The organism is Enterococcus sp. DIV0703 (assembly GCF_051711065.1).
Taxonomy (GTDB): Bacteria; Bacillota; Bacilli; order Lactobacillales; family Enterococcaceae; genus Enterococcus_B; species Enterococcus_B hirae.
Map to the genome: position 1 here is coordinate 2,223,292 of NZ_JBIOLX010000001.1, position 19,579 is coordinate 2,242,870.

The window sequence follows — 19,579 nt, forward strand, 5'->3', positions numbered from 1 at the left end:
AGTTTTTGAGAATAACAAAAAAACCACAGCCTCTAAGCTGTGGTTGAAGTACTCCGGCAGTAGGACTCGAACCTACGACATCATGATTAACAGTCATGCGCTACTACCAACTGAGCTATGCCGGAATCAAGTACATGTATATAATATCAATTTATCTTAAATAACGCAATACTTTTTTTACATATTTTTTTGTTTTTTCACAAAAATCACTGCCCAAAATTTGTTATTTATACAATTTAGAATGTTCATCCTATGAAACCAATTTTTTTTGTTTTAGATATTGACAAAATTGATTATTTTCGTTATTCTATTACTTGTATTAAGAAATCATGCCGCTTTAGCTCAGTTGGTAGAGCGCTTCCATGGTAAGGAAGAGGTCGCCGGTTCAAGCCCGGCAAGTGGCTTACTTAGATAACGTAACCTGTTGTTTTAACAATAAGGTTACGTTGTTTTTTTATCTTCATTTTTTTAAATACTATATGATTTTATAGCTAATAAAACTAAGCTGTAATGAATAGCTAGTTGTAAATAAACGTAAAGGACTAGAGCCTTAGATATAAATCTTACGTTTACTCTAATAACGAGTAAACAGTGTTCAATCAACCACTCCTTGCAATAAGCCTGAATTTTTCATAATATGAGAAGCTGTTTCAAGATCCCCATCCTTATTGGCCCTGCAATTACTCATCGCAGTTTCTACTTAGTGAGCGCTCAGATCAAAACGCTCTTTTCACATCCTCTGATCTACGATGTTCCAAGTAGTATCGAAAATAAGCTGGAGAATCCAAAAAATAAGAAGAACTATTTTTGGATTCTCCAGCTTATTTCTCAGTGCTAAACGCTGCTGTCACAACTGCATGTCTTTAAGGGCGTAAATCAACTAGAGGGACTTGGTTATCCAAAGTTCCACTAGGGGATTCAAGTTTAAAACTATTTAAACGGGGGTCTAAAGTTAACGTCATCGTTTCATCCATGTACATTTTTGAATAGTCTTTGATATAAATGGCTCCCATATCACTGTCAATCTTCATTGGATAGTCTGTTTTCTCTTGTTTGCTAGCTAATAACAATAGACGGAAGCTCGTATCTAACGAACACACACCCATCTTAGAATACTTACCCACACCATCATCTAGGTCAAGAATGATGGTGGCACCTTCTTGGATATACTTTTCTAATCTTTCCTGCGCTTTTTCAGTGATTTTTAAATACATATTACCTTCCACCTCCAACTCTCATTACCTTACGATGCTAGCACGTTTCTTTCTATGAAGCGAACCATCTGCTCAGTTCCCGCCTAAACTATTCCTTTTGTTAAAAGTTATCTTTTGAAATACCAGACTAATCGCATCCATTAAGAAAAACCTATTGTTCAATCGCACTGATAAATTAACTAGTCTTATACTGTGCCCAAAATATATACAGACAAAAAAAACACGATAGAAATTCTATCGTGTCTAAATACTCCGGCAGTAGGACTCGAACCTACGACATCATGATTAACAGTCATGCGCTACTACCAACTGAGCTATGCCGGAATCACCTTGTTCGTTTTTTACAACGAACACACACATAAGATAATCTTATGGGGGTTTATATAAACCGCGTGGCGACGTCCTACTCTCACAAGGGGCAACCCCTCACTACAATCGGCGCTAAGAAGCTTAACTTCTGTGTTCGGCATGGTTACAGGTGTATCCTTCTCGCTATCGCCACCACACTGTGGTGTTATCATTATTGAGTTTGCTTTTGCTCACTCAAAACTGGATTTGAAGTATTTCGTAAACTCTACCGAGTTTTTTTCTTTACCAATGTGGTTAAGTCCTCGATCGATTAGTATCAGTCCGCTCCATACATCACTGTACTTCCACTCCTGACCTATCTACCTGATCATCTCTCAGGGATCTTACTTTCTTAAAGAAATGGGAAATCTCATCTTGAGGTGGGCTTCACACTTAGATGCTTTCAGCGTTTATCCCTTCCCTACATAGCTACCCAGCAATGCCCTTGGCAGAACAACTGGTACACCAGCGGTAAGTCCATCCCGGTCCTCTCGTACTAAGGACAGCTCCTCTCAAATTTCCAACGCCCGCGACGGATAGGGACCGAACTGTCTCACGACGTTCTGAACCCAGCTCGCGTGCCGCTTTAATGGGCGAACAGCCCAACCCTTGGGACCGACTACAGCCCCAGGATGCGACGAGCCGACATCGAGGTGCCAAACCTCCCCGTCGATGTGGACTCTTGGGGGAGATAAGCCTGTTATCCCCAGGGTAGCTTTTATCCGTTGAGCGATGGCCCTTCCATGCGGAACCACCGGATCACTAAGCCCGACTTTCGTCCCTGCTCGACTTGTTGGTCTCGCAGTCAAGCTCCCTTCTGCCTTTACACTCTTCGAATGATTTCCAACCATTCTGAGGGAACCTTTGGGCGCCTCCGTTACCTTTTAGGAGGCGACCGCCCCAGTCAAACTGCCCATCTGACACTGTCTCCCACCACGATCAGTGGTGCGGGTTAGAGTGGCCATAACGCAGGGGTAGTATCCCACCAGCGCCTCCATCGAAACTAGCGTTCCGATTTCTACGGCTCCTACCTATCCTGTACATGCGGTACAGACACTCAATATCAAACTACAGTAAAGCTCCATGGGGTCTTTCCGTCCTGTCGCGGGTAACCTGCATCTTCACAGGTACTAAAATTTCACCGAGTCTCTCGTTGAGACAGTGCCCAAATCGTTACGCCTTTCGTGCGGGTCGGAACTTACCCGACAAGGAATTTCGCTACCTTAGGACCGTTATAGTTACGGCCGCCGTTTATTGGGGCTTCAATTCGTACCTTCGCATACGCTAAGCACTCCTCTTAACCTTCCAGCACCGGGCAGGCGTCAGCCCCTATACTTCATCTTACGATTTTGCAGAGACCTGTGTTTTTGATAAACAGTCGCTTGGGCCTATTCACTGCGGCTGATCTTAGATCAGCACCCCTTCTCCCGAAGTTACGGGGTCATTTTGCCGAGTTCCTTAACGAGAGTTCTCTCGCTCACCTTAGGATTCTCTCCTCGACTACCTGTGTCGGTTTGCGGTACGGGTCGTTGTTTTCTCACTAGAAGCTTTTCTCGGCAGTGTGACATCAGGAACTTCGGTACTATTATTTCCCTCCCCATCACAGCTTATCCGTACAGATAGAAGCATTTGACTCCTATCAAGACTTACTGCTTAGACAGACATTTCCAATCGTCTGCATTCCTTAGCCTCCTGCGTCCCTCCATTGCTCAAACAAAAACAACGAGTACAGGAATATCAACCTGTTGTCCATCGCCTACGCCTGTCGGCCTCGGCTTAGGTCCCGACTAACCCTGGGCGGACGAGCCTTCCCCAGGAAACCTTAGTCATTCGGTGGACAGGATTCTCACCTGTCTTTCGCTACTCATACCGGCATTCTCACTTCTAAGCGCTCCAGCAGTCCTCACGATCTGCCTTCAACGCCCTTAGAACGCTCTCCTACCAATACACCTAAAGGTGTACTCCACAGCTTCGGTAATATGTTTAGCCCCGGTACATTTTCGGCGCAGGGTCACTCGACTAGTGAGCTATTACGCACTCTTTAAATGGTGGCTGCTTCTAAGCCAACATCCTAGTTGTCTGTGCAACCCCACATCCTTTTCCACTTAACATATATTTTGGGACCTTAGCTGGTGGTCTGGGCTGTTTCCCTTTCGACTATGGATCTTATCACTCACAGTCTGACTCCCGGATATGAATGAATGGCATTCGGAGTTTATCTGAATTCGGTAACCCGAGATGGGCCCCTAGTCCAAACAGTGCTCTACCTCCATCATTCTCAATTCCGAGGCTAGCCCTAAAGCTATTTCGGAGAGAACCAGCTATCTCCAAGTTCGTTTGGAATTTCTCCGCTACCCACACCTCATCCCCGCACTTTTCAACGTACGTGGGTTCGGTCCTCCAGTGCGTTTTACCGCACCTTCAACCTGGACATGGGTAGATCACATGGTTTCGGGTCTACGACTACATACTCAAACGCCCTATTCAGACTCGCTTTCGCTGCGGCTCCGTCTCTTCAACTTAACCTCGCATGCAATCGTAACTCGCCGGTTCATTCTACAAAAGGCACGCCATCACCCATTAACGGGCTTTGACTTGTTGTAGGCACACGGTTTCAGGTTCTATTTCACTCCCCTTCCGGGGTGCTTTTCACCTTTCCCTCACGGTACTGGTTCACTATCGGTCACTAGGGAGTATTTAGCCTTGGGAGATGGTCCTCCCGGATTCCGACGGAATTCCTCGTGTTCCGCCGTACTCAGGATCCTCCTAGGTGCCTTCCAAATTTCATCTACGGGGTTTTTACCCTCTTTGACTGACTTTTCCAAGTCATTCGACTATCTGAAAGAACTACCATATTGGAGTCCTACAACCCCAATGAGCAAGCTCATTGGTTTGGGCTTTTCCCGTTTCGCTCGCCGCTACTCAGGGAATCGAATTTTCTTTCTCTTCCTGCAGGTACTTAGATGTTTCAGTTCTCTGCGTCTACCTCGAATGCGCTATGTATTCACGCAAACGTAACATCCTATAAAAGATGTTGGGTTCCCCCATTCGGAAATCTCTGGATCATAGCTTACGTACAGCTCCCCAAAGCATATCGGTGTTAGTCCCGTCCTTCATCGGCTCCTAGTGCCAAGGCATCCACCGTGCGCCCTTATTCACTTAACCTTATCAACCTTACGGTTGGGTTTTGATCTTTCTTCTAGCGATAGAAGTCCGATCAAGAAAATAAGCAATTGAACTTATTAAAAAACTCATTCAACGCGGTGTTCTCGGTTTGTATTACTAATTTACTTCAAATATCCAGTTTTCAATGAACAAAAATATATCTTTGAGAGTAAACCTCTCAAAACTGAACAAAGTGAAAAACAAACAGTGTAGTCTCCGTAATATTCCTTAGAAAGGAGGTGATCCAGCCGCACCTTCCGATACGGCTACCTTGTTACGACTTCACCCCAATCATCTATCCCACCTTAGGCGGCTGGCTCCAAAAGGTTACCTCACCGACTTCGGGTGTTACAAACTCTCGTGGTGTGACGGGCGGTGTGTACAAGGCCCGGGAACGTATTCACCGCGGCGTGCTGATCCGCGATTACTAGCGATTCCGGCTTCATGTAGGCGAGTTGCAGCCTACAATCCGAACTGAGAGAAGCTTTAAGAGATTAGCTTAGCCTCGCGACTTTGCGACTCGTTGTACTTCCCATTGTAGCACGTGTGTAGCCCAGGTCATAAGGGGCATGATGATTTGACGTCATCCCCACCTTCCTCCGGTTTGTCACCGGCAGTCTTGCTAGAGTGCCCAACTAAATGATGGCAACTAACAATAAGGGTTGCGCTCGTTGCGGGACTTAACCCAACATCTCACGACACGAGCTGACGACAACCATGCACCACCTGTCACTTTGCCCCCGAAGGGGAAGCTCTATCTCTAGAGTGGTCAAAGGATGTCAAGACCTGGTAAGGTTCTTCGCGTTGCTTCGAATTAAACCACATGCTCCACCGCTTGTGCGGGCCCCCGTCAATTCCTTTGAGTTTCAACCTTGCGGTCGTACTCCCCAGGCGGAGTGCTTAATGCGTTAGCTGCAGCACTGAAGGGCGGAAACCCTCCAACACTTAGCACTCATCGTTTACGGCGTGGACTACCAGGGTATCTAATCCTGTTTGCTCCCCACGCTTTCGAGCCTCAGCGTCAGTTACAGACCAGAGAGCCGCCTTCGCCACTGGTGTTCCTCCATATATCTACGCATTTCACCGCTACACATGGAATTCCACTCTCCTCTTCTGCACTCAAGTCTCCCAGTTTCCAATGACCCTCCCCGGTTGAGCCGGGGGCTTTCACATCAGACTTAAGAAACCGCCTGCGCTCGCTTTACGCCCAATAAATCCGGACAACGCTTGCCACCTACGTATTACCGCGGCTGCTGGCACGTAGTTAGCCGTGGCTTTCTGGTTAGATACCGTCAAGGGATGAACAGTTACTCTCATCCTTGTTCTTCTCTAACAACAGAGTTTTACGATCCGAAAACCTTCTTCACTCACGCGGCGTTGCTCGGTCAGACTTTCGTCCATTGCCGAAGATTCCCTACTGCTGCCTCCCGTAGGAGTTTGGGCCGTGTCTCAGTCCCAATGTGGCCGATCACCCTCTCAGGTCGGCTATGCATCGTCGCCTTGGTGAGCCGTTACCTCACCAACTAGCTAATGCACCGCGGGTCCATCCATCAGCGACACCCGAAAGCGCCTTTCAAATCAAAACCATGCGGTTTCGATTGTTATACGGTATTAGCACCTGTTTCCAAGTGTTATCCCCTTCTGATGGGCAGGTTACCCACGTGTTACTCACCCGTTCGCCACTCCTCTTTTTCCGGTGGAGCAAGCTCCGGTGGAAAAAGAAGCGTTCGACTTGCATGTATTAGGCACGCCGCCAGCGTTCGTCCTGAGCCAGGATCAAACTCTCATAAAAAGTTCGAACAATCTTGCGATTGTTAAGCTCAATTGTTTGCTAGCATATTGCTTGCTTGTTAAAAATGTTTGTTGTCTTGAATCAATCAAGACGCCCTACACATTTGGTTTGTCTTTGCTTTGTTCAGTTTTCAAAGGTCTACTTGATTAAAAGCTAATCAGTTGAGATTGCCGTAGCAACTTTTATATCATATCAGAGTGACGTTTGTTTGTCAACTCTTTTTTAAAAGTTTTTTTCGACTTCATTTTTTAGAAGTGTTTCAGCAACTCATTTATCATAACTCGTCGTTTGTTATTTGTCAACAACTTTTTTGAAGTTTTTTTCGATAGAATCAAGCTTCGTAAGCTGTCGTTTTTTAACGACTTAGTTATCTTATCATGTGTTTTTAGAAACGTCAAGAACTTTTCTGCTATTTTTTTAGAAAGTTTCATTACGCTGTTTCTTAAATCAACGTTAATAAATTTATCACGTAAACCAAGGTACGTCAACAAGCATTTTCACTTAATTTTTCAAAAAAATATTCAAGCAAAAGATCATCATTCGCTTTTACTTCAAAAGAAGCATAAAAAAGTTTGCATTATCGAATATAATCCATGATAAACTGAACGTTTCATCCTTTAAGGAGGGTCGGTTACCATAAAAAAAGAAACTTGAATTTTTTTTCAAGTTTCTTTTGGTGTCTAATTCTACATTAAAAGAAAGGAACTCCTTCCACTTCGTAAGTGCCAAGGACAGAGCGCATTTGATCTGGGTCTTCCCAAAGATAGCCTTTACCTAAGTCTTCACTTTGACTTTTTTGCTCAGTTTCAAAAACAAACAATGGAACATTTTCGTGATTAATATGTGTATTGGTCAACTCCATCAAATTAATTTTGCTAACATCAATATGAACGATTTCTTTTAAAAAGCTAAGTATGTTTGCTAACCCCGTCTTTTCTTCTGAAAGCTCTGCTAATGCAAACTCCAGCTTGTCATCAATTGAATGGACTAAAAATTTTTTTGATCCATCCTCCAAATGCAACATGATTGTACCAGCTACTTTTTTGCTTGCCAAAATTTCCACCTCGATCAACTTGTTCTGTGGTTTACATAAAAATTCTAGCACATTTTCAGAAAAAATACACTTTTTATTTCTTATTTTCTTTCTGTTCTAGTTCTTCTAGTGCTTCGTCCACCCATTTTGGTAGTTGTTCCGCAATCGTGGCAAACCCGATCTTTTTATTTTTATTCGTAAAGTATCTTTTCCTTCGATAAGGAATAACAGGGCTCTTCTTCTCCAACGTACGTAACGACAAACTAATTTTTTTTGAATATTCATCAATATCAATGATTTGAACAGTTACTGGTTGACCAACTTTTAACAATGTGTGAATACTTTTCGTGTAACCTGATTGTACTTCTGATACGTGAATCAAGCCTTGTGTTTCCTCGTCTAAAGACACAAATGCACCATAAGGCTGTATTCCAGTTATTTTTCCTTTAATTATTTGTCCAATTTTATATGTCATGTACTTCCCTCTCTTTGCATTTATCATTATACTGTAAATGATTTAAAAAAAGAAGTTTTGAAAATACTCAATAGAAAAAGGGGTCCTTTAGATGAGTGAATTTGACAAGAAAGTTTCAAGAAGACATACCGATAGCGTAAAATGGGATTCAATTAAAGAAACCTATCAAAGAGACGACTTATTGCCTTTATGGGTTGCAGACATGGATTTTTTATCACCTGCTGGAGTAAAAAAAGCTTTTGAAAATTATGTTTCTCAAGGTCTTTTTGGTTACTCTACCGTTTCAGAAAAATTATATCACGCAGTCATCAATTGGGAAAAACAACAGCATCAGGTATCTTTAACAAAAGAACACATTGTCTTTACTAGCGGTGTTTTATCTAGTTTAGCTGTTGCAATTCAAACTTTTACTGAACCAGGTGACAGTGTGCTGATCCATGACCCCGTTTACCCACCTTTTTCTGCAATCGTCGAGAGTAATCACCGTCAGCTTATACGGAGTCAATTAATTGAACAAAACAATAAATTCATGATGGACTTTCAAGATATGGAAAAAAAGATCGTTGAACAACAAGTAAAAGTGGTAATCCTTTGTAATCCCCACAATCCAGGGGGGCGTGTTTGGACTAAAGAAGAATTATCACAACTAAGCGAACTATGTTTGAAACACAAAGTGCTGCTTTTTAGTGATGAAATTCATCAAGACTTAGTTTTTTCAACGAACCATTTTAACTCGATGTTAACGATTGATGAAACACTAAGTCAGTCTTTAATCACGTTTACTTCGGCAACCAAGACCTTTAATTTAGCAGCGATTAAAAACTCAATGGTGTTTATAAAAAATCCTAAATTAAAAGAACAATTTGAACAGCGGTTACTAATGAATCAGCAACAAGATATAAATACTTTTGGTCTAATCGGTACACAAGCTGCTTACGAAACGGGTAGAGAATGGCTTAGTCAACTGCTTCCTTATATAGAAAAAAACGCGGCCACTGCCACTTCTTTTTTTGAAAAACATTTACCTCAACTAGGTGTGATGACGATTGAAGGAACGTATTTGATGTGGTTAGATTTTTCTGCTTATGAAGCGAATGACGAGTTGCTAGAACAAACATTGATTACCAAAGGAAAAGTTGTTTTAAATCCTGGCATCTCATTTGGTCCTGCCGGTCATGCTCATATGCGATTGAATTTAGCTTGTCCGGAAGAAACACTACTAGATGGATTGATGCGGATAAAAAAAGCCTTCACATAAAAAAACAAAAGCATTTTTGACGACTTTTAAACGAGGTTCTATTCTAATTAGAAATAAAATAAACCAACTGGGTCAATGATTGAAACCAGTTGGTTTATTTTGTGCTTAGTTAGTAATTAAGATGCCTTACTATTGCGAGTGATTATTCTGATACTTCAACTTTCTCGATCACTACATCATGTACTGGACGATCTTGTGGACCACGTTGTACGTTAGCAATTTCATCTACGGTAGTCATGCCATCAATCACATGACCAAATACAGTATGACGGAAATCTAGCCAAGGTGTCCCACCACCTTTGTATGCTTCGATGATTTCAGCCGGGAAGCCTGCACCTTCTAATTGATCTAGCATATTCGCTGGTACATTTTCATTATTCACGATAAAGAACTGGCTACCGTTTGTATTTGGTCCAGAGTTAGCCATCGATAACGCCCCACGTAAGTTGAACAACTCACGACTAAATTCATCTTCAAAACTTTCACCATAGATGCTTTCGCCACCCATACCTGTACCAGTTGGATCGCCACCTTGAATCATAAAATCAGGGATGACACGGTGGAAAATTACTCCGTCGTAATATCCTTTTTTAGCAAGTTCAATAAAATTTTTAACTGTTTTAGGCGCTAATTCTGGGAATAATTGGACCGTAATGTCACCACGGTTTGTTTTTATTACTGCCTTTGGTCCTTTTTCATTTTCTAAGCTTAATTGTGGGAATACCATATCTTTTTCCTCCTAAAAATTATTCCTTCATTGGTAATAATAACATATTCTCTCTATTCGCTGTTACATGAAACTTAAGAAAACAAAAAGACTCATCCTTATGTAAAAATGATTATATACTTTTTATCAAATGATAGATACTTTTCTGCGTTTCTCTGACTTAAAAAATAATCCACGAGTATTTTTAAATATGTGAACCAGTAGATTTCACGAGAGATCGTTTTCGCTTCTGCCCCAACCTCCTTAAGAATTAGAAATAAATCATTTGTTTGAGAAGTATTCTCAATTAAATTCTGCTATAGTGTGGGTATGAGGAGGAAGTTTTCTATGGAAATCTATGATATTACAATTATCGGTGCAGGACCAGTAGGGATGTTTGCAGCGTTTTACGCAGGTATGCGTCAAGCAAAAACTAAGATCATTGACAGTTTACCTCAACTAGGTGGGCAATTAGCAACGCTTTACCCAGAAAAATATATTTATGATATTCCCGGCTACCCCGCCGTGAAAGCCAGTGACTTAGTAGCAAATCTGGAAAAACAGTTAACCACATTCAATCACTCTTTTCATTTGAATGAGGAAGTTCTTTCTATTACTAAAGAAGATGAAATAATTGAGATCACAACTACTAAAGGAATCCACTATTCAAAAGCAGTCATTTTGACTTTAGGAAGCGGTTCTTTTCAACCTAGAAAATTAAATGTACCAGAAGCAACAACTTATGAGCATCACGGTCTCGATTATTTTGTGAACGATTTAATGAAATATGCTGGTAAAAAAGTAGCAATTGCAGGTGGTGGTGATTCAGCAATTGATTGGGCGTTGATGCTAGAACCGATTGCGAGTGAAGTTTATCTTATCCATCGCCGGCCAGAATTTAGAGCTCATGAGCATAGTGTAAACTTATTGAAAGCTTCATCAGTCAATCTTTTAACTCCCTATCTCATTGATGAATTATCTGGAGAAAATGGGGAATTGACTGCTGTTCGCTTAAAACGGGTAAAAAGCGAGGAAACAATTGAGTTACTGATTGATTCATTGATTGTTAATTATGGGTTCACCTCAAATCTAGAACATCTTTCAACATGGGGACTTGAAAGTACCAGAAATGCAATTTCAGTAAACTCAGATATGTCAACCTCGATACCAGGCGTTTATGCTGCTGGCGATATCTGTTCTTACAAAGGAAAAGTAAAATTGATCGCTACTGGATTTGGCGAAGCACCTACAGCTGTCAATAATGCGTTACACTTTATTAACCCTAAAGAACGCACACAACCTGGACACAGTACCAGTTTATACGATAAAAAAGTTCCTCCTAAATAGGATAGCTTGTATGATTTTTGACCATTTTGTCCAAAGCAGAGGAGACAACATTTGTTTCTTGCTTTTTTATTTGGTAGGCTAACAATATAGTTGATTCACAGAAGCAAAAGGAGGAAGAAAATGGTTATCAAAACTGAAACGCTAGAAGAAAAAGCACGTGAATTGCTCAATGAGCGTGGAGTAACCCTTGAAGACATTGCTGAGCTAGTGATGTTTTTACAAAAAGATTACATTACTGATCTTACTTTAGCAGATTGTATCCAAAGTGTTCACGCTGTCTTAACCAAACGTGAAGTCCATAACGCGATCATAACTGGGGTTCAATTAGATATTTTAGCAGAAGAAAATAAGTTGATGTCACCGCTCCAACATATCATTGAAGATGATGAAGGACTGTATGGGATCGATGAAATACTAGCCTTATCAATTGTAAATGTCTATGGGACAATCGGTTTCACTAATTATGGCTATATCGATAAAGTAAAGCCTGGTATTTTACAAAAATTAAATAGCCATGACGGAAAAAATGTGCATACTTTCTTGGATGACATCGTGGGTGCAATCGCTGCCTCTGCTGCCAGTCGTCTTGCTCACCAAGAGCCAGAAAAACGCAGTCGTTTGACTCAATAAGAGGTTGTGAAAGAAGCGATCAGCTCCGAGCGAATAAGAGAGGATTTTTTAAAATAGCTTCTCATATTTTAGAAAATCATCGCTTATTGCTGAGGAGTTGCTTCTTGAACACCGTGAATCAGAGGTTGTGAAAACATCGTATAGCTCCGATGACAATAAGAAAGAATTTTTTAAAATAGCTTCTCATATTTTGAAAAATTCAGGCTTATTTCAAGGAGCTGATGTTTGAACACCGTGAATCAGAGGTTGTGAAAACATCGCATAGCTCCGATGACAATAAGAAAGAATTTTTTAAAATAGCTTCTCATATTTTGAAAAATTCAGGCTTATTTCAAGGAGCTGATGTTTGAACACCGTTTAGAGAAAGAGGTTGTGAAAAGAGCGTTTTGTCCTGAGTATTAAGGACGAAAATCTCGAAACAGCTTTTCATGTTTTGAGATTTTTTGACTTAATACCGAAGGACAGCTCTTTGAACACCGTGAATCAGAGGTTGTGAAAACATCGTATAGCTCCGATGACAATAAGAAAGAATTTTTTAAAATAGCTTCTCATATTTTGAAAAATTCAGGCTTATTTCAAGGAGCTGATGTTTGAACACCGTTTAGAGAAAGAGGTTGTGAAAAGAGCGTTTTGTCCTGAGTATTAAGGACGAAAATCTCGAAACAGCTTTTCATGTTTTGAGATTTTTTGACTTAATACCGAAGGACAGCTCTTTGAACACCGTTTAAAGCAAAAACCCGAGACAATCTCCTTGTCTCGGGCTTTTTTTATTCTATTGAAACAAAATAGGCATTATGATTTGTTCTATTCTATGTTTGATTTTAACTTCTTTTTAGCTCTCTTTTTCCAATGATCACAAAAAAAGCAAAAAAGAGTTCAATTAAAATAAAAAATAAAATAAAACTATGCATAAAAAATTGTTCTGGTAAGACGTTAATGATTGGATCGGTTGTCGGATCAAACAGCCAATCGTCGTTGTTAAAAAATGTTTCATGGAACAAGATAAAAAAGCGATCAAATCCTACCAACATAAAAAAGCCAAAAACAATCGGTACGAGCATTCCAATCTTAAACGGTTGAACTAAACGCCAAAAACGCTTATGACGTTTCAGATAAAAGAGATAGTAGATACTAGGTATCAACGTCAACAGCAGCACAAAATAGTTAAGTAAAAAAAGTTTTTTGACTTCATAAAAATGATGTGCTCCACTTGCAGAAATAGGAAAATTTTGCAGACTTAATTCCTTCTGAAAAGGATTATTTAAATAAGCCATTAATTGATCAAAATTTTTCAATAAAGTTTCTTGATCAAGCGTAGTATGATCCAATATGTTCAGATATTTGATGTCTAGTTCATAGAGAAAGCGAAAATTGATTGTTATCGCGATCGCCAGACTGATCAGCATGAAGAATAGACAAACCAAACCAGCATATTCTCCCCACACCCATTTTGTTTTTCTCATTCTAGAAACTCCACTCATCTAACGAACAGAGAACGTGTGTAGCAGGTACCGGTAATAAAGGTACATCCTCAGCTTTCGTAAATCCTGAGAGCACCAACAACGTATCAATCCCATTTCGAATCCCTGCTTGGATGTCTGTTTCATAGTTGTCTCCAACCATGATGACATCTGCTTTCGTTAAACCTAATTTTTCTACCGCCTTATCCATAATGATCGCTTCTGGTTTGCCAATATAAATCGGCGGCGTCTGCGTAGCTGTCTCCACAAACGAAATAACCGATCCTGCACCTGGCAACAACCCACGCTCAGTTGGAATATTTTTATCTGGATTTGTTCCAATAAATGTTGCCCCTTTTTGGATCGCAAGAGTCGCTTTGACTACTTTTTCATACGTCAGATAATTATCTAGACCGACTACTACATAATCGGGATTTTCTTCGTTCCAGACAAACCCTGCTTCTAAAATCAAATCGATCAAACCAGCTTCACCTATGGCATAAAACGTGTTTCCTTTCCCGGCAGCGTGCATAAAATCGATCGTTGCTAAAGAAGCTGTATAAACAGTTTCTGGGCTAACGTGTATATCAAATTCATCTGCCAAGCGATTGGCTACTGCCTGTGGACTTTTTGTGGTGTTATTCGTAACAAACAGAAAAGGCTGTTTTTTTGCCTGAAGAGCCTCCACAAAACGTTTCCCAGCAGGTATAGGTTCAGTCCCCCGATAAATCGTTCCATCTAAATCAATCAAATATCCTTTATAATCCATCTTTACTCTTCCCTTTGTCTTATCGTAAAATTAGTGTTGGCTTTTGGTTTAGTTGATGTTTTTTCAGTCTTTTTTTGTTCTGTTTTTCTTTTTTTGATGACCGGTTTTTTGTGATTTGAAGAAACGGGTCCTTTTTTCTCATCAATGTACGCACGATGTTGGTTTTGATTTTTCTTTTTTCTTCGGCGAGGAGTATTTTTTTCCTTCTTACCTCCGATTTGTTCAATCACAAAATAAGCGCAACCAAAATTACAATACTCATACAAATAATCTTCCAAAGCATCAATTCGTTGGTCGGGATGAGCACGTCTGTTATCTACTCGGAAAAATCCTTTTAATCTTAATTGTTCATAGCCCCAATCACCAACGATATAGTCATAACGCGACAAGACTTCACTATATCTTTCGCCAAGTTTTTCTGGATTGAACCCCTCTCGATGATCCTTTACTAGGCGATAGTGCTGTTCGCCAATCAAAAAATTCTTCTCATCGATGAAAGTAATGATTTCTCCCTTTACTTTCTCCGGTTTGGGTTCTTCGATAATTTCTTCTAACACGGCGGTGATTTCTTCTGTCACCGTATGGTCCTCGACATTTTTCGCTGTCTGTTTTTCTTTTGTTTTAGCTTCAACGGCGTGTTGCTCTTTTTGTTTTGCCGACATGCTTTCACCACCTATCGTTCCTATTATACCTTGTTTTTATTTTATTGGATAGTGAGCATTTAAGTATTCCCCTACTACGCTACGAATAAATTCCGGAAATAAAAATTCATTTTCACCAGCAATCTCAATCGTTGGAAAGAAAGGTACAAACATAAAATGATCCACTGTTGTAAATGTATATCGACGCTCGTTATCTATCGGCTGATTCAGCCAGTGAACTTGATGATTCACTGCATCATAAGAGATCCCACTATAAACTACTTGTCCAAAAATTTTTCCCCGAAATCCCATACCTCTGATTGGGTAATTGCGTAAAAAGGCACGATTTTTTTCGATTTCTAATACCAATCGAATCAAATCACTTCCTTTAAGTGTGACATTCAGTAAATGCATTGGATGAGGCAATGCCGTATGCAGTTGATCCTGATTGATCAGCCCTGCTGGTAATCCAGTTAAAAACAACCCACTATTTAGCATTGCGCCTTGTGTTTGCCCACGATACTTGACTGCTTCTAACGCCTCATAGATAAAAGAATGTTCCGAAAAAATATCTACTGATAAATCATAAGGTAACTTGGCTACTTTTTTTGCCGCTAATAGTTCGTGCCCTTTAGTTAAATAATCATGGCTTTCCTGCTCATCTTCAATAAACGTCGTCATCGTTTCTGTTGGGATAGCCCGAGCTGATTTTTGGATGATGTTTTTATGCTCATCAACGGTGAGGTGAACCTCTCCAACGTATTGTCCATATTTTCCCGCTGCTGCAAGCTGAACACCATTAACGATTTGACCATCAATCAGCAAATGATGCGTATGTGAGCCTAAGATTACATCGATTGACGGAAGTTCTTGGGCAATCTGACGATCGTCTTGGATACCTAGATGGCTCATCAATACCAAGATGTCTACTTTTGGTCTTAGTTCTTCCACCAATTCAGGCAAAATATCATAAGGGTTTCTGATATCCCAACCATTTGGACTATATGTTAAGGGAAAAGGAGCCGTCAAAGCCAGTAAGCCGATTTTAGTCTGTTGAGGAGTTTCAATGATCTTGTACTTTTTTGCCCATTCCGGCGGTTGCAACAGATGTTTATCAAACAAATTATCCAATAAAATATCAAAGTTTGCCTGATCATAAAGATGATTCAATTGATCCTTGGCATTTCCCACGCCTTCATTATTACCTATCGTCACAGCATCATAGCCTACGTTATTCATTAGTTCAACATTTGCTTGTCCATCGGTTGCTTCTGATAGCGGGTGCCAGCGATCAACAAAGTCACCTAAATCAACAGTGATGGTCGTGGTATTTTCTTTTTTTTCGTTTTCACGCTTTTTTTGCTCAATAAACCTTCTGATTTTAGGCCAGTTTTCTAGATGCGAGTGTAAATCATTCGTATGTAATAGAACTATTTTTTCCATCTTATTCTTTCGCCTCACTTTTCTTTATCATACCATAGGCTTTTTCTTTGTTCACTTTGAAAGATTTTAAAGAAAATCAAATTCCTCCGCTGTGAATAGACTCCATTCTAAACGTTAGCCTTGTGGATAATATCGGATCAAGCTAATAATCAGTCTATCTCTAGCTAGCGATTCGGGGTAGAAAAGTGATGAAAAAATACGTTACAGCAAAACATGATCAATAGATATAATTCTATCGGTATTGCCCATTTATTCGTCAACCAACGTTCAATCAAATCGACAGAAATAAGCCGTAGAATTTCCAATATACGCAGGACGAATGTCGGAATTCTTCGGCTTATTTCTTAAAACTAACTCTTCTATCACTACTTCTTCAGTAATAATCAAGTAGTAATCAAGTAGCAATCAGTTTCTCATTTTTCTCTTTTCAGACAACTAATTAAAGTTTTTTTAATCAAAAAATTGATTAGATGCAGCTATGCTGATTTGTAGACGATCCAATGGTTCGCCAAACATTCCTGCCCAGCCATCGTAGCCAGCAATAGAGGTGCCATCATCACAACATACTCCTAGCCAACCAGCTCGGGCAGTCGTTTGGGAACGGTAGTAGGCTTGCGATAATGTCTTACCTGTAGGTGTTGTATAGTAAAGTTGCACACCATCGATGGCTTCACCAGGATTTCCTGCACATCCATTGACCATATCATTTGGATCACCTTTGCTGACCCAATCTAACCAACCACTTTTTACCGTATGGACTCGATAACGAATCGTTCCCGCATCTACTTTGATATAAAGCATGTCATGTTGATTATTTGGCAATCCTGAAAAACCGTTGGAATCGACATCATTGAAATTGGTAATTTCTCCTAACCAACTTCCGCCCAACACACGTAACCCATAGTGAACATTGGTAGAAAAACTTCCCCCATTATTTACCCCTGGTGAATAAGTAAATAAAGGATTGGATTTCGCAATCCCGATTTGCAGACGGTCTAGCGGTTCGCCAAACATCCCCGCCCAACCATCATAACCGACGATCGATGTTCCATCATCGCAACAAGTTTGTAACCAGTCAGCACGAGCGGTCGTTTGTGAACGGTAATATGCTTGTGAATAAGTTTCTCCAGCAGGTGTTGTGTAATAAATTTGTACACCATCAATCGCTTCTCCAGGATTCCCTGCACATCCATTGACCATGTCATTTGGATCACCTTTACTAACCCAATCTAACCAACCGCTTGTCATCGTGTGTACTCGATAACGTAATGTTCCTTTATCAACCTTGATGTATAGCATATCGTGTTGATGATTCGGTAATCCTGAAAAACCATTAGAATCTGAATTGTTAAAGTTAGTGATTTCTCCTAACCAAGCTCCCCCCAACACTCGTAAACTATAATGAACATTTGTCGAAAATGAAGGTGGCGTTGGGTCATTAGTTATTCCTGTTGAACTTGATTGATTAAAACCGCCAGAAAAACGCCAAACTTCATAATAATGAAACCCATTTGCAACGATATAATTTTTATCAAAACGTAATTCTTGAATCGCAGTATTTTTTTCTCCTTGCGTATAGTAACAAGTTGAAGTGATGTTTTTACCACCACCAGTAATCACACCTGTATGTCCAATCGCACCACCTGAATCAGCCATCGAGGACCCACCAGAAAGTAAAACAATATCCTCATCTTTCAGCTGAGAGAGATTGGAAGCGTTTGAATTTCCGACTAAAACTAATATATAACCACATCTTTGGAGATAACCACCAAGGGTAACCGTATTATATAAATAGCTATAAGGAATTCCAGAGCTGTCTTTGACTGCTTGAGTAATACTTCCAGAACAATCTGCCGTTCCATCTGTACCGTTTCTTGAGCCAGTCATGGAATAGGTTATCTGTCCACGATGTTTATTGAACCAATCCACGACTTTTGTTCGGTTTAATTGTTGGTACCAGTATCTAGCTTGTTGCGCTCTTGCTGGTTGGTTTGCATTTGCCGGTCTTTCATAGTATTGAATGAAAATATTCGCCAGTTCTTCTGGAGATTTGTTACTTGTCTTAAATTGTTGAAACGTCATAGATATATTATAAAATTGTTGATTGTTTGCTACCTCCCACTCAATACGTTTGCATTGAGAAATGACGTCTTTGTAATTTAATCCATTCGCATTTGCCCAATTGATATATTTAGATGCTGGTGTCCATTGCACTAGTCCGTATCCACCAGACATATTTCCGACAATGTCGCTCTCCCATCGGTCGGCAATAATGCCACTTTCTGATTGCATGTTCCCTAATAATCCAGCAACTGCGGTTTTTGACCAACCTTGACTGACCAAGTAATCCCAAATTGTTTTTGCTGTTTCAAATTGTCCCATAATAGTTGTTCGCTCCTTACTTTCAATCATTTTTTCATATTAGTTGCGCCTTTAAATGTACACAGCTTATTACTTACTGTTATCTTTCATCCTCCTAAAAAATTATTTTGATCATTTGATTCGAATCACATAGATATGTGAGCTATTTTAGTGATTTGTGACAGAAAAAATAAAATCTTTCACTTTTTTCTAAAAAGCTGTGCCTAGGTTGCTTTGTTAGTAAATAAAAAAGTCATTATCACGTAGTATCTCGGTAAATTCACTTTGATTCTTCCTAATCGTTCTCTATTTCGTTATTGTTTTGGTTTCATTTTGTCTTGAATTGATTTTAAAATCCCCTCAAAATAAGTCGTTACTTCTGACTCAGCAATATTAGTCAAAATGCTCCCAATCTCAGTGAAAATCAGGCAAGTCGTAAAAACCTTTACTAACGTAAATTCAAAATGAACGCCGTTTTGGATCAACACAAAATCAACGACTCCCGTCAGGATCAATAACACAAAATGACTGAGTTTTTTCCAAAGTCCTCGCCGACTTAGCGTTGAATACCAAACATGATTGACTTTTGCTTTAAGCCAACCTGTTATGAGATCTAATAGAACCATTAGAAAAAAACTGTGAATTAATGCTTGATCACTAGCAAAGACTTTCGTTAATGCCGTCATACTAACACCTCCTTTTAAACGTAATGACTGCGAAAGAAATGCCCTCCATAACAGACATTAGTTTGCAGTTTTGAGTCCCTTGCTTTTAGCTTTCATCATTTGTTTGATACACTATTCTTCTTTTTACATTGTCAGACCTTCCTTTCACTACTTTGCTAAAGATTTTTGTTTCCATTTAGATATGTTGGAAAATAATAAAATTTGTGACAAAAAAAAGAATCATTTGAGCAAAATCACTCAAATGATTCTTT

Annotated in this window: 12 protein-coding genes, 3 tRNA genes, 3 rRNA genes and 2 pseudogenes; 4 read left to right on the forward strand and 16 right to left on the reverse strand. The window is 40.0% G+C overall.

Annotated elements, in window-relative coordinates; all coding sequences use genetic code 11:
* Window positions 1-51 precede the first annotated feature (51 nt).
* A tRNA-Asn gene (locus tag IGK81_RS10170) sits at window positions 52-125 on the reverse strand.
* 206 nt (window positions 126-331) lie between these two features.
* Here IGK81_RS10170 and IGK81_RS10175 point away from each other — a divergent pair.
* Window positions 332-404: transfer RNA gene (locus IGK81_RS10175), tRNA-Thr, on the forward strand.
* Window positions 405-863: 459 nt separating this feature from the next.
* Here IGK81_RS10175 and IGK81_RS10180 read toward each other — a convergent pair.
* From IGK81_RS10180 to IGK81_RS10210, 7 genes are all read right to left on the reverse strand, one after another.
* Window positions 864-1,214: an iron-sulfur cluster biosynthesis family protein gene (locus tag IGK81_RS10180; RefSeq protein WP_034698924.1), complete on the reverse strand. Its 351-nt coding sequence runs from the start codon at window positions 1,212-1,214 to the stop codon at window positions 864-866.
* Between the two features lie 250 nt (window positions 1,215-1,464).
* Window positions 1,465-1,538: transfer RNA gene (locus IGK81_RS10185), tRNA-Asn, on the reverse strand.
* A 66-nt stretch (window positions 1,539-1,604) separates the two neighbouring features.
* A 5S ribosomal RNA gene (gene rrf, locus IGK81_RS10190) occupies window positions 1,605-1,720 on the reverse strand.
* Between the two features lie 93 nt (window positions 1,721-1,813).
* Window positions 1,814-4,727, reverse strand: a 23S ribosomal RNA gene (locus tag IGK81_RS10195).
* Window positions 4,728-4,959: 232 nt separating this feature from the next.
* Window positions 4,960-6,519, reverse strand: a 16S ribosomal RNA gene (locus IGK81_RS10200).
* Together the 16S, 23S and 5S rRNA genes with 1 tRNA gene alongside form the textbook arrangement of a ribosomal RNA operon.
* A 691-nt stretch (window positions 6,520-7,210) precedes the next feature.
* Window positions 7,211-7,573: a hypothetical protein gene (locus IGK81_RS10205; RefSeq protein WP_010720718.1), complete on the reverse strand. Its 363-nt coding sequence runs from the start codon at window positions 7,571-7,573 to the stop codon at window positions 7,211-7,213.
* 73 nt (window positions 7,574-7,646) lie between these two features.
* Window positions 7,647-8,027: a CvfD/Ygs/GSP13 family RNA-binding post-transcriptional regulator gene (locus IGK81_RS10210; RefSeq protein ID WP_010720719.1), complete on the reverse strand. Its 381-nt coding sequence runs from the start codon at window positions 8,025-8,027 to the stop codon at window positions 7,647-7,649.
* Between the two features lie 91 nt (window positions 8,028-8,118).
* Here IGK81_RS10210 and IGK81_RS10215 point away from each other — a divergent pair, with 91 nt between their 5' ends.
* Window positions 8,119-9,285 (forward strand): MalY/PatB family protein, encoded by a 1,167-nt coding sequence (locus IGK81_RS10215; protein WP_034700567.1) that lies wholly within the window; start codon window positions 8,119-8,121, stop codon window positions 9,283-9,285.
* Between the two features lie 142 nt (window positions 9,286-9,427).
* Here IGK81_RS10215 and IGK81_RS10220 read toward each other — a convergent pair whose 3' ends face one another.
* Window positions 9,428-10,012 (reverse strand): peptidylprolyl isomerase, encoded by a 585-nt coding sequence (locus IGK81_RS10220; protein ID WP_010720721.1) that lies wholly within the window; start codon window positions 10,010-10,012, stop codon window positions 9,428-9,430.
* Window positions 10,013-10,339: 327 nt separating this feature from the next.
* Here IGK81_RS10220 and IGK81_RS10225 point away from each other — a divergent pair, with 327 nt between their 5' ends.
* Entirely contained in the window at window positions 10,340-11,338 is a 999-nt protein-coding gene (locus tag IGK81_RS10225) for an NAD(P)/FAD-dependent oxidoreductase (protein WP_034700569.1), read from the forward strand.
* A 120-nt stretch (window positions 11,339-11,458) separates the two neighbouring features.
* Window positions 11,459-11,968: a phosphatidylglycerophosphatase A family protein gene (locus IGK81_RS10230; RefSeq protein WP_010720723.1), complete on the forward strand. Its 510-nt coding sequence runs from the start codon at window positions 11,459-11,461 to the stop codon at window positions 11,966-11,968.
* An 821-nt stretch (window positions 11,969-12,789) separates the two neighbouring features.
* Here IGK81_RS10230 and IGK81_RS10235 read toward each other — a convergent pair.
* The 7 genes and pseudogenes from IGK81_RS10235 to IGK81_RS10265 form a co-directional block, all read right to left on the reverse strand.
* Window positions 12,790-13,431, reverse strand: a complete 642-nt coding sequence (locus IGK81_RS10235; RefSeq protein WP_034700571.1) for a TIGR01906 family membrane protein — start codon at window positions 13,429-13,431, stop codon at window positions 12,790-12,792.
* Between the two features lies 1 nt (window position 13,432).
* Window positions 13,433-14,197, reverse strand: coding sequence for a TIGR01457 family HAD-type hydrolase (locus tag IGK81_RS10240; protein WP_034700572.1), 765 nt, complete (start codon window positions 14,195-14,197; stop codon window positions 13,433-13,435).
* 2 nt (window positions 14,198-14,199) lie between these two features.
* Window positions 14,200-14,859 (reverse strand): YutD family protein, encoded by a 660-nt coding sequence (locus IGK81_RS10245; protein ID WP_010720726.1) that lies wholly within the window; start codon window positions 14,857-14,859, stop codon window positions 14,200-14,202.
* 36 nt (window positions 14,860-14,895) lie between these two features.
* Window positions 14,896-16,281 carry a bifunctional metallophosphatase/5'-nucleotidase gene (locus IGK81_RS10250; RefSeq protein WP_034700573.1) on the reverse strand — a complete coding sequence of 462 codons (1,386 nt, stop codon included), beginning with the start codon at window positions 16,279-16,281 and terminating at the stop codon, window positions 14,896-14,898.
* Between the two features lie 960 nt (window positions 16,282-17,241).
* Window positions 17,242-18,210 (reverse strand): annotated as a pseudogene (locus IGK81_RS10255) (peptidoglycan amidohydrolase family protein); the annotation flags it as partial.
* A 75-nt stretch (window positions 18,211-18,285) separates the two neighbouring features.
* Window positions 18,286-18,693, reverse strand: a pseudogene (locus tag IGK81_RS10260) (phage tail tip lysozyme); the annotation flags it as partial.
* Window positions 18,694-18,956: 263 nt separating this feature from the next.
* Window positions 18,957-19,328, reverse strand: a complete 372-nt coding sequence (locus IGK81_RS10265; RefSeq protein WP_412003979.1) for a phage holin family protein — start codon at window positions 19,326-19,328, stop codon at window positions 18,957-18,959.
* Between the last annotated feature and the right edge of the window lie 251 nt (window positions 19,329-19,579).

Coding starts and splice junctions, on each gene's coding strand:
- IGK81_RS10225 (WP_034700569.1), top strand. CDS start 10,340: ATGGAAATCTATGATATTACAATTATCGGTGCAGGACCAGTAGGGATG.
- IGK81_RS10180 (WP_034698924.1), bottom strand. CDS start 1,214: ATGTATTTAAAAATCACTGAAAAAGCGCAGGAAAGATTAGAAAAGTAT.
- IGK81_RS10265 (WP_412003979.1), bottom strand. CDS start 19,328: ATGACGGCATTAACGAAAGTCTTTGCTAGTGATCAAGCATTAATTCAC.
- IGK81_RS10210 (WP_010720719.1), bottom strand. CDS start 8,027: ATGACATATAAAATTGGACAAATAATTAAAGGAAAAATAACTGGAATA.
- IGK81_RS10245 (WP_010720726.1), bottom strand. CDS start 14,859: ATGTCGGCAAAACAAAAAGAGCAACACGCCGTTGAAGCTAAAACAAAA.
- IGK81_RS10230 (WP_010720723.1), top strand. CDS start 11,459: ATGGTTATCAAAACTGAAACGCTAGAAGAAAAAGCACGTGAATTGCTC.
- IGK81_RS10215 (WP_034700567.1), top strand. CDS start 8,119: ATGAGTGAATTTGACAAGAAAGTTTCAAGAAGACATACCGATAGCGTA.
- IGK81_RS10235 (WP_034700571.1), bottom strand. CDS start 13,431: ATGAGAAAAACAAAATGGGTGTGGGGAGAATATGCTGGTTTGGTTTGT.
- IGK81_RS10240 (WP_034700572.1), bottom strand. CDS start 14,197: ATGGATTATAAAGGATATTTGATTGATTTAGATGGAACGATTTATCGG.
- IGK81_RS10250 (WP_034700573.1), bottom strand. CDS start 16,281: ATGGAAAAAATAGTTCTATTACATACGAATGATTTACACTCGCATCTA.
- IGK81_RS10220 (WP_010720721.1), bottom strand. CDS start 10,012: ATGGTATTCCCACAATTAAGCTTAGAAAATGAAAAAGGACCAAAGGCA.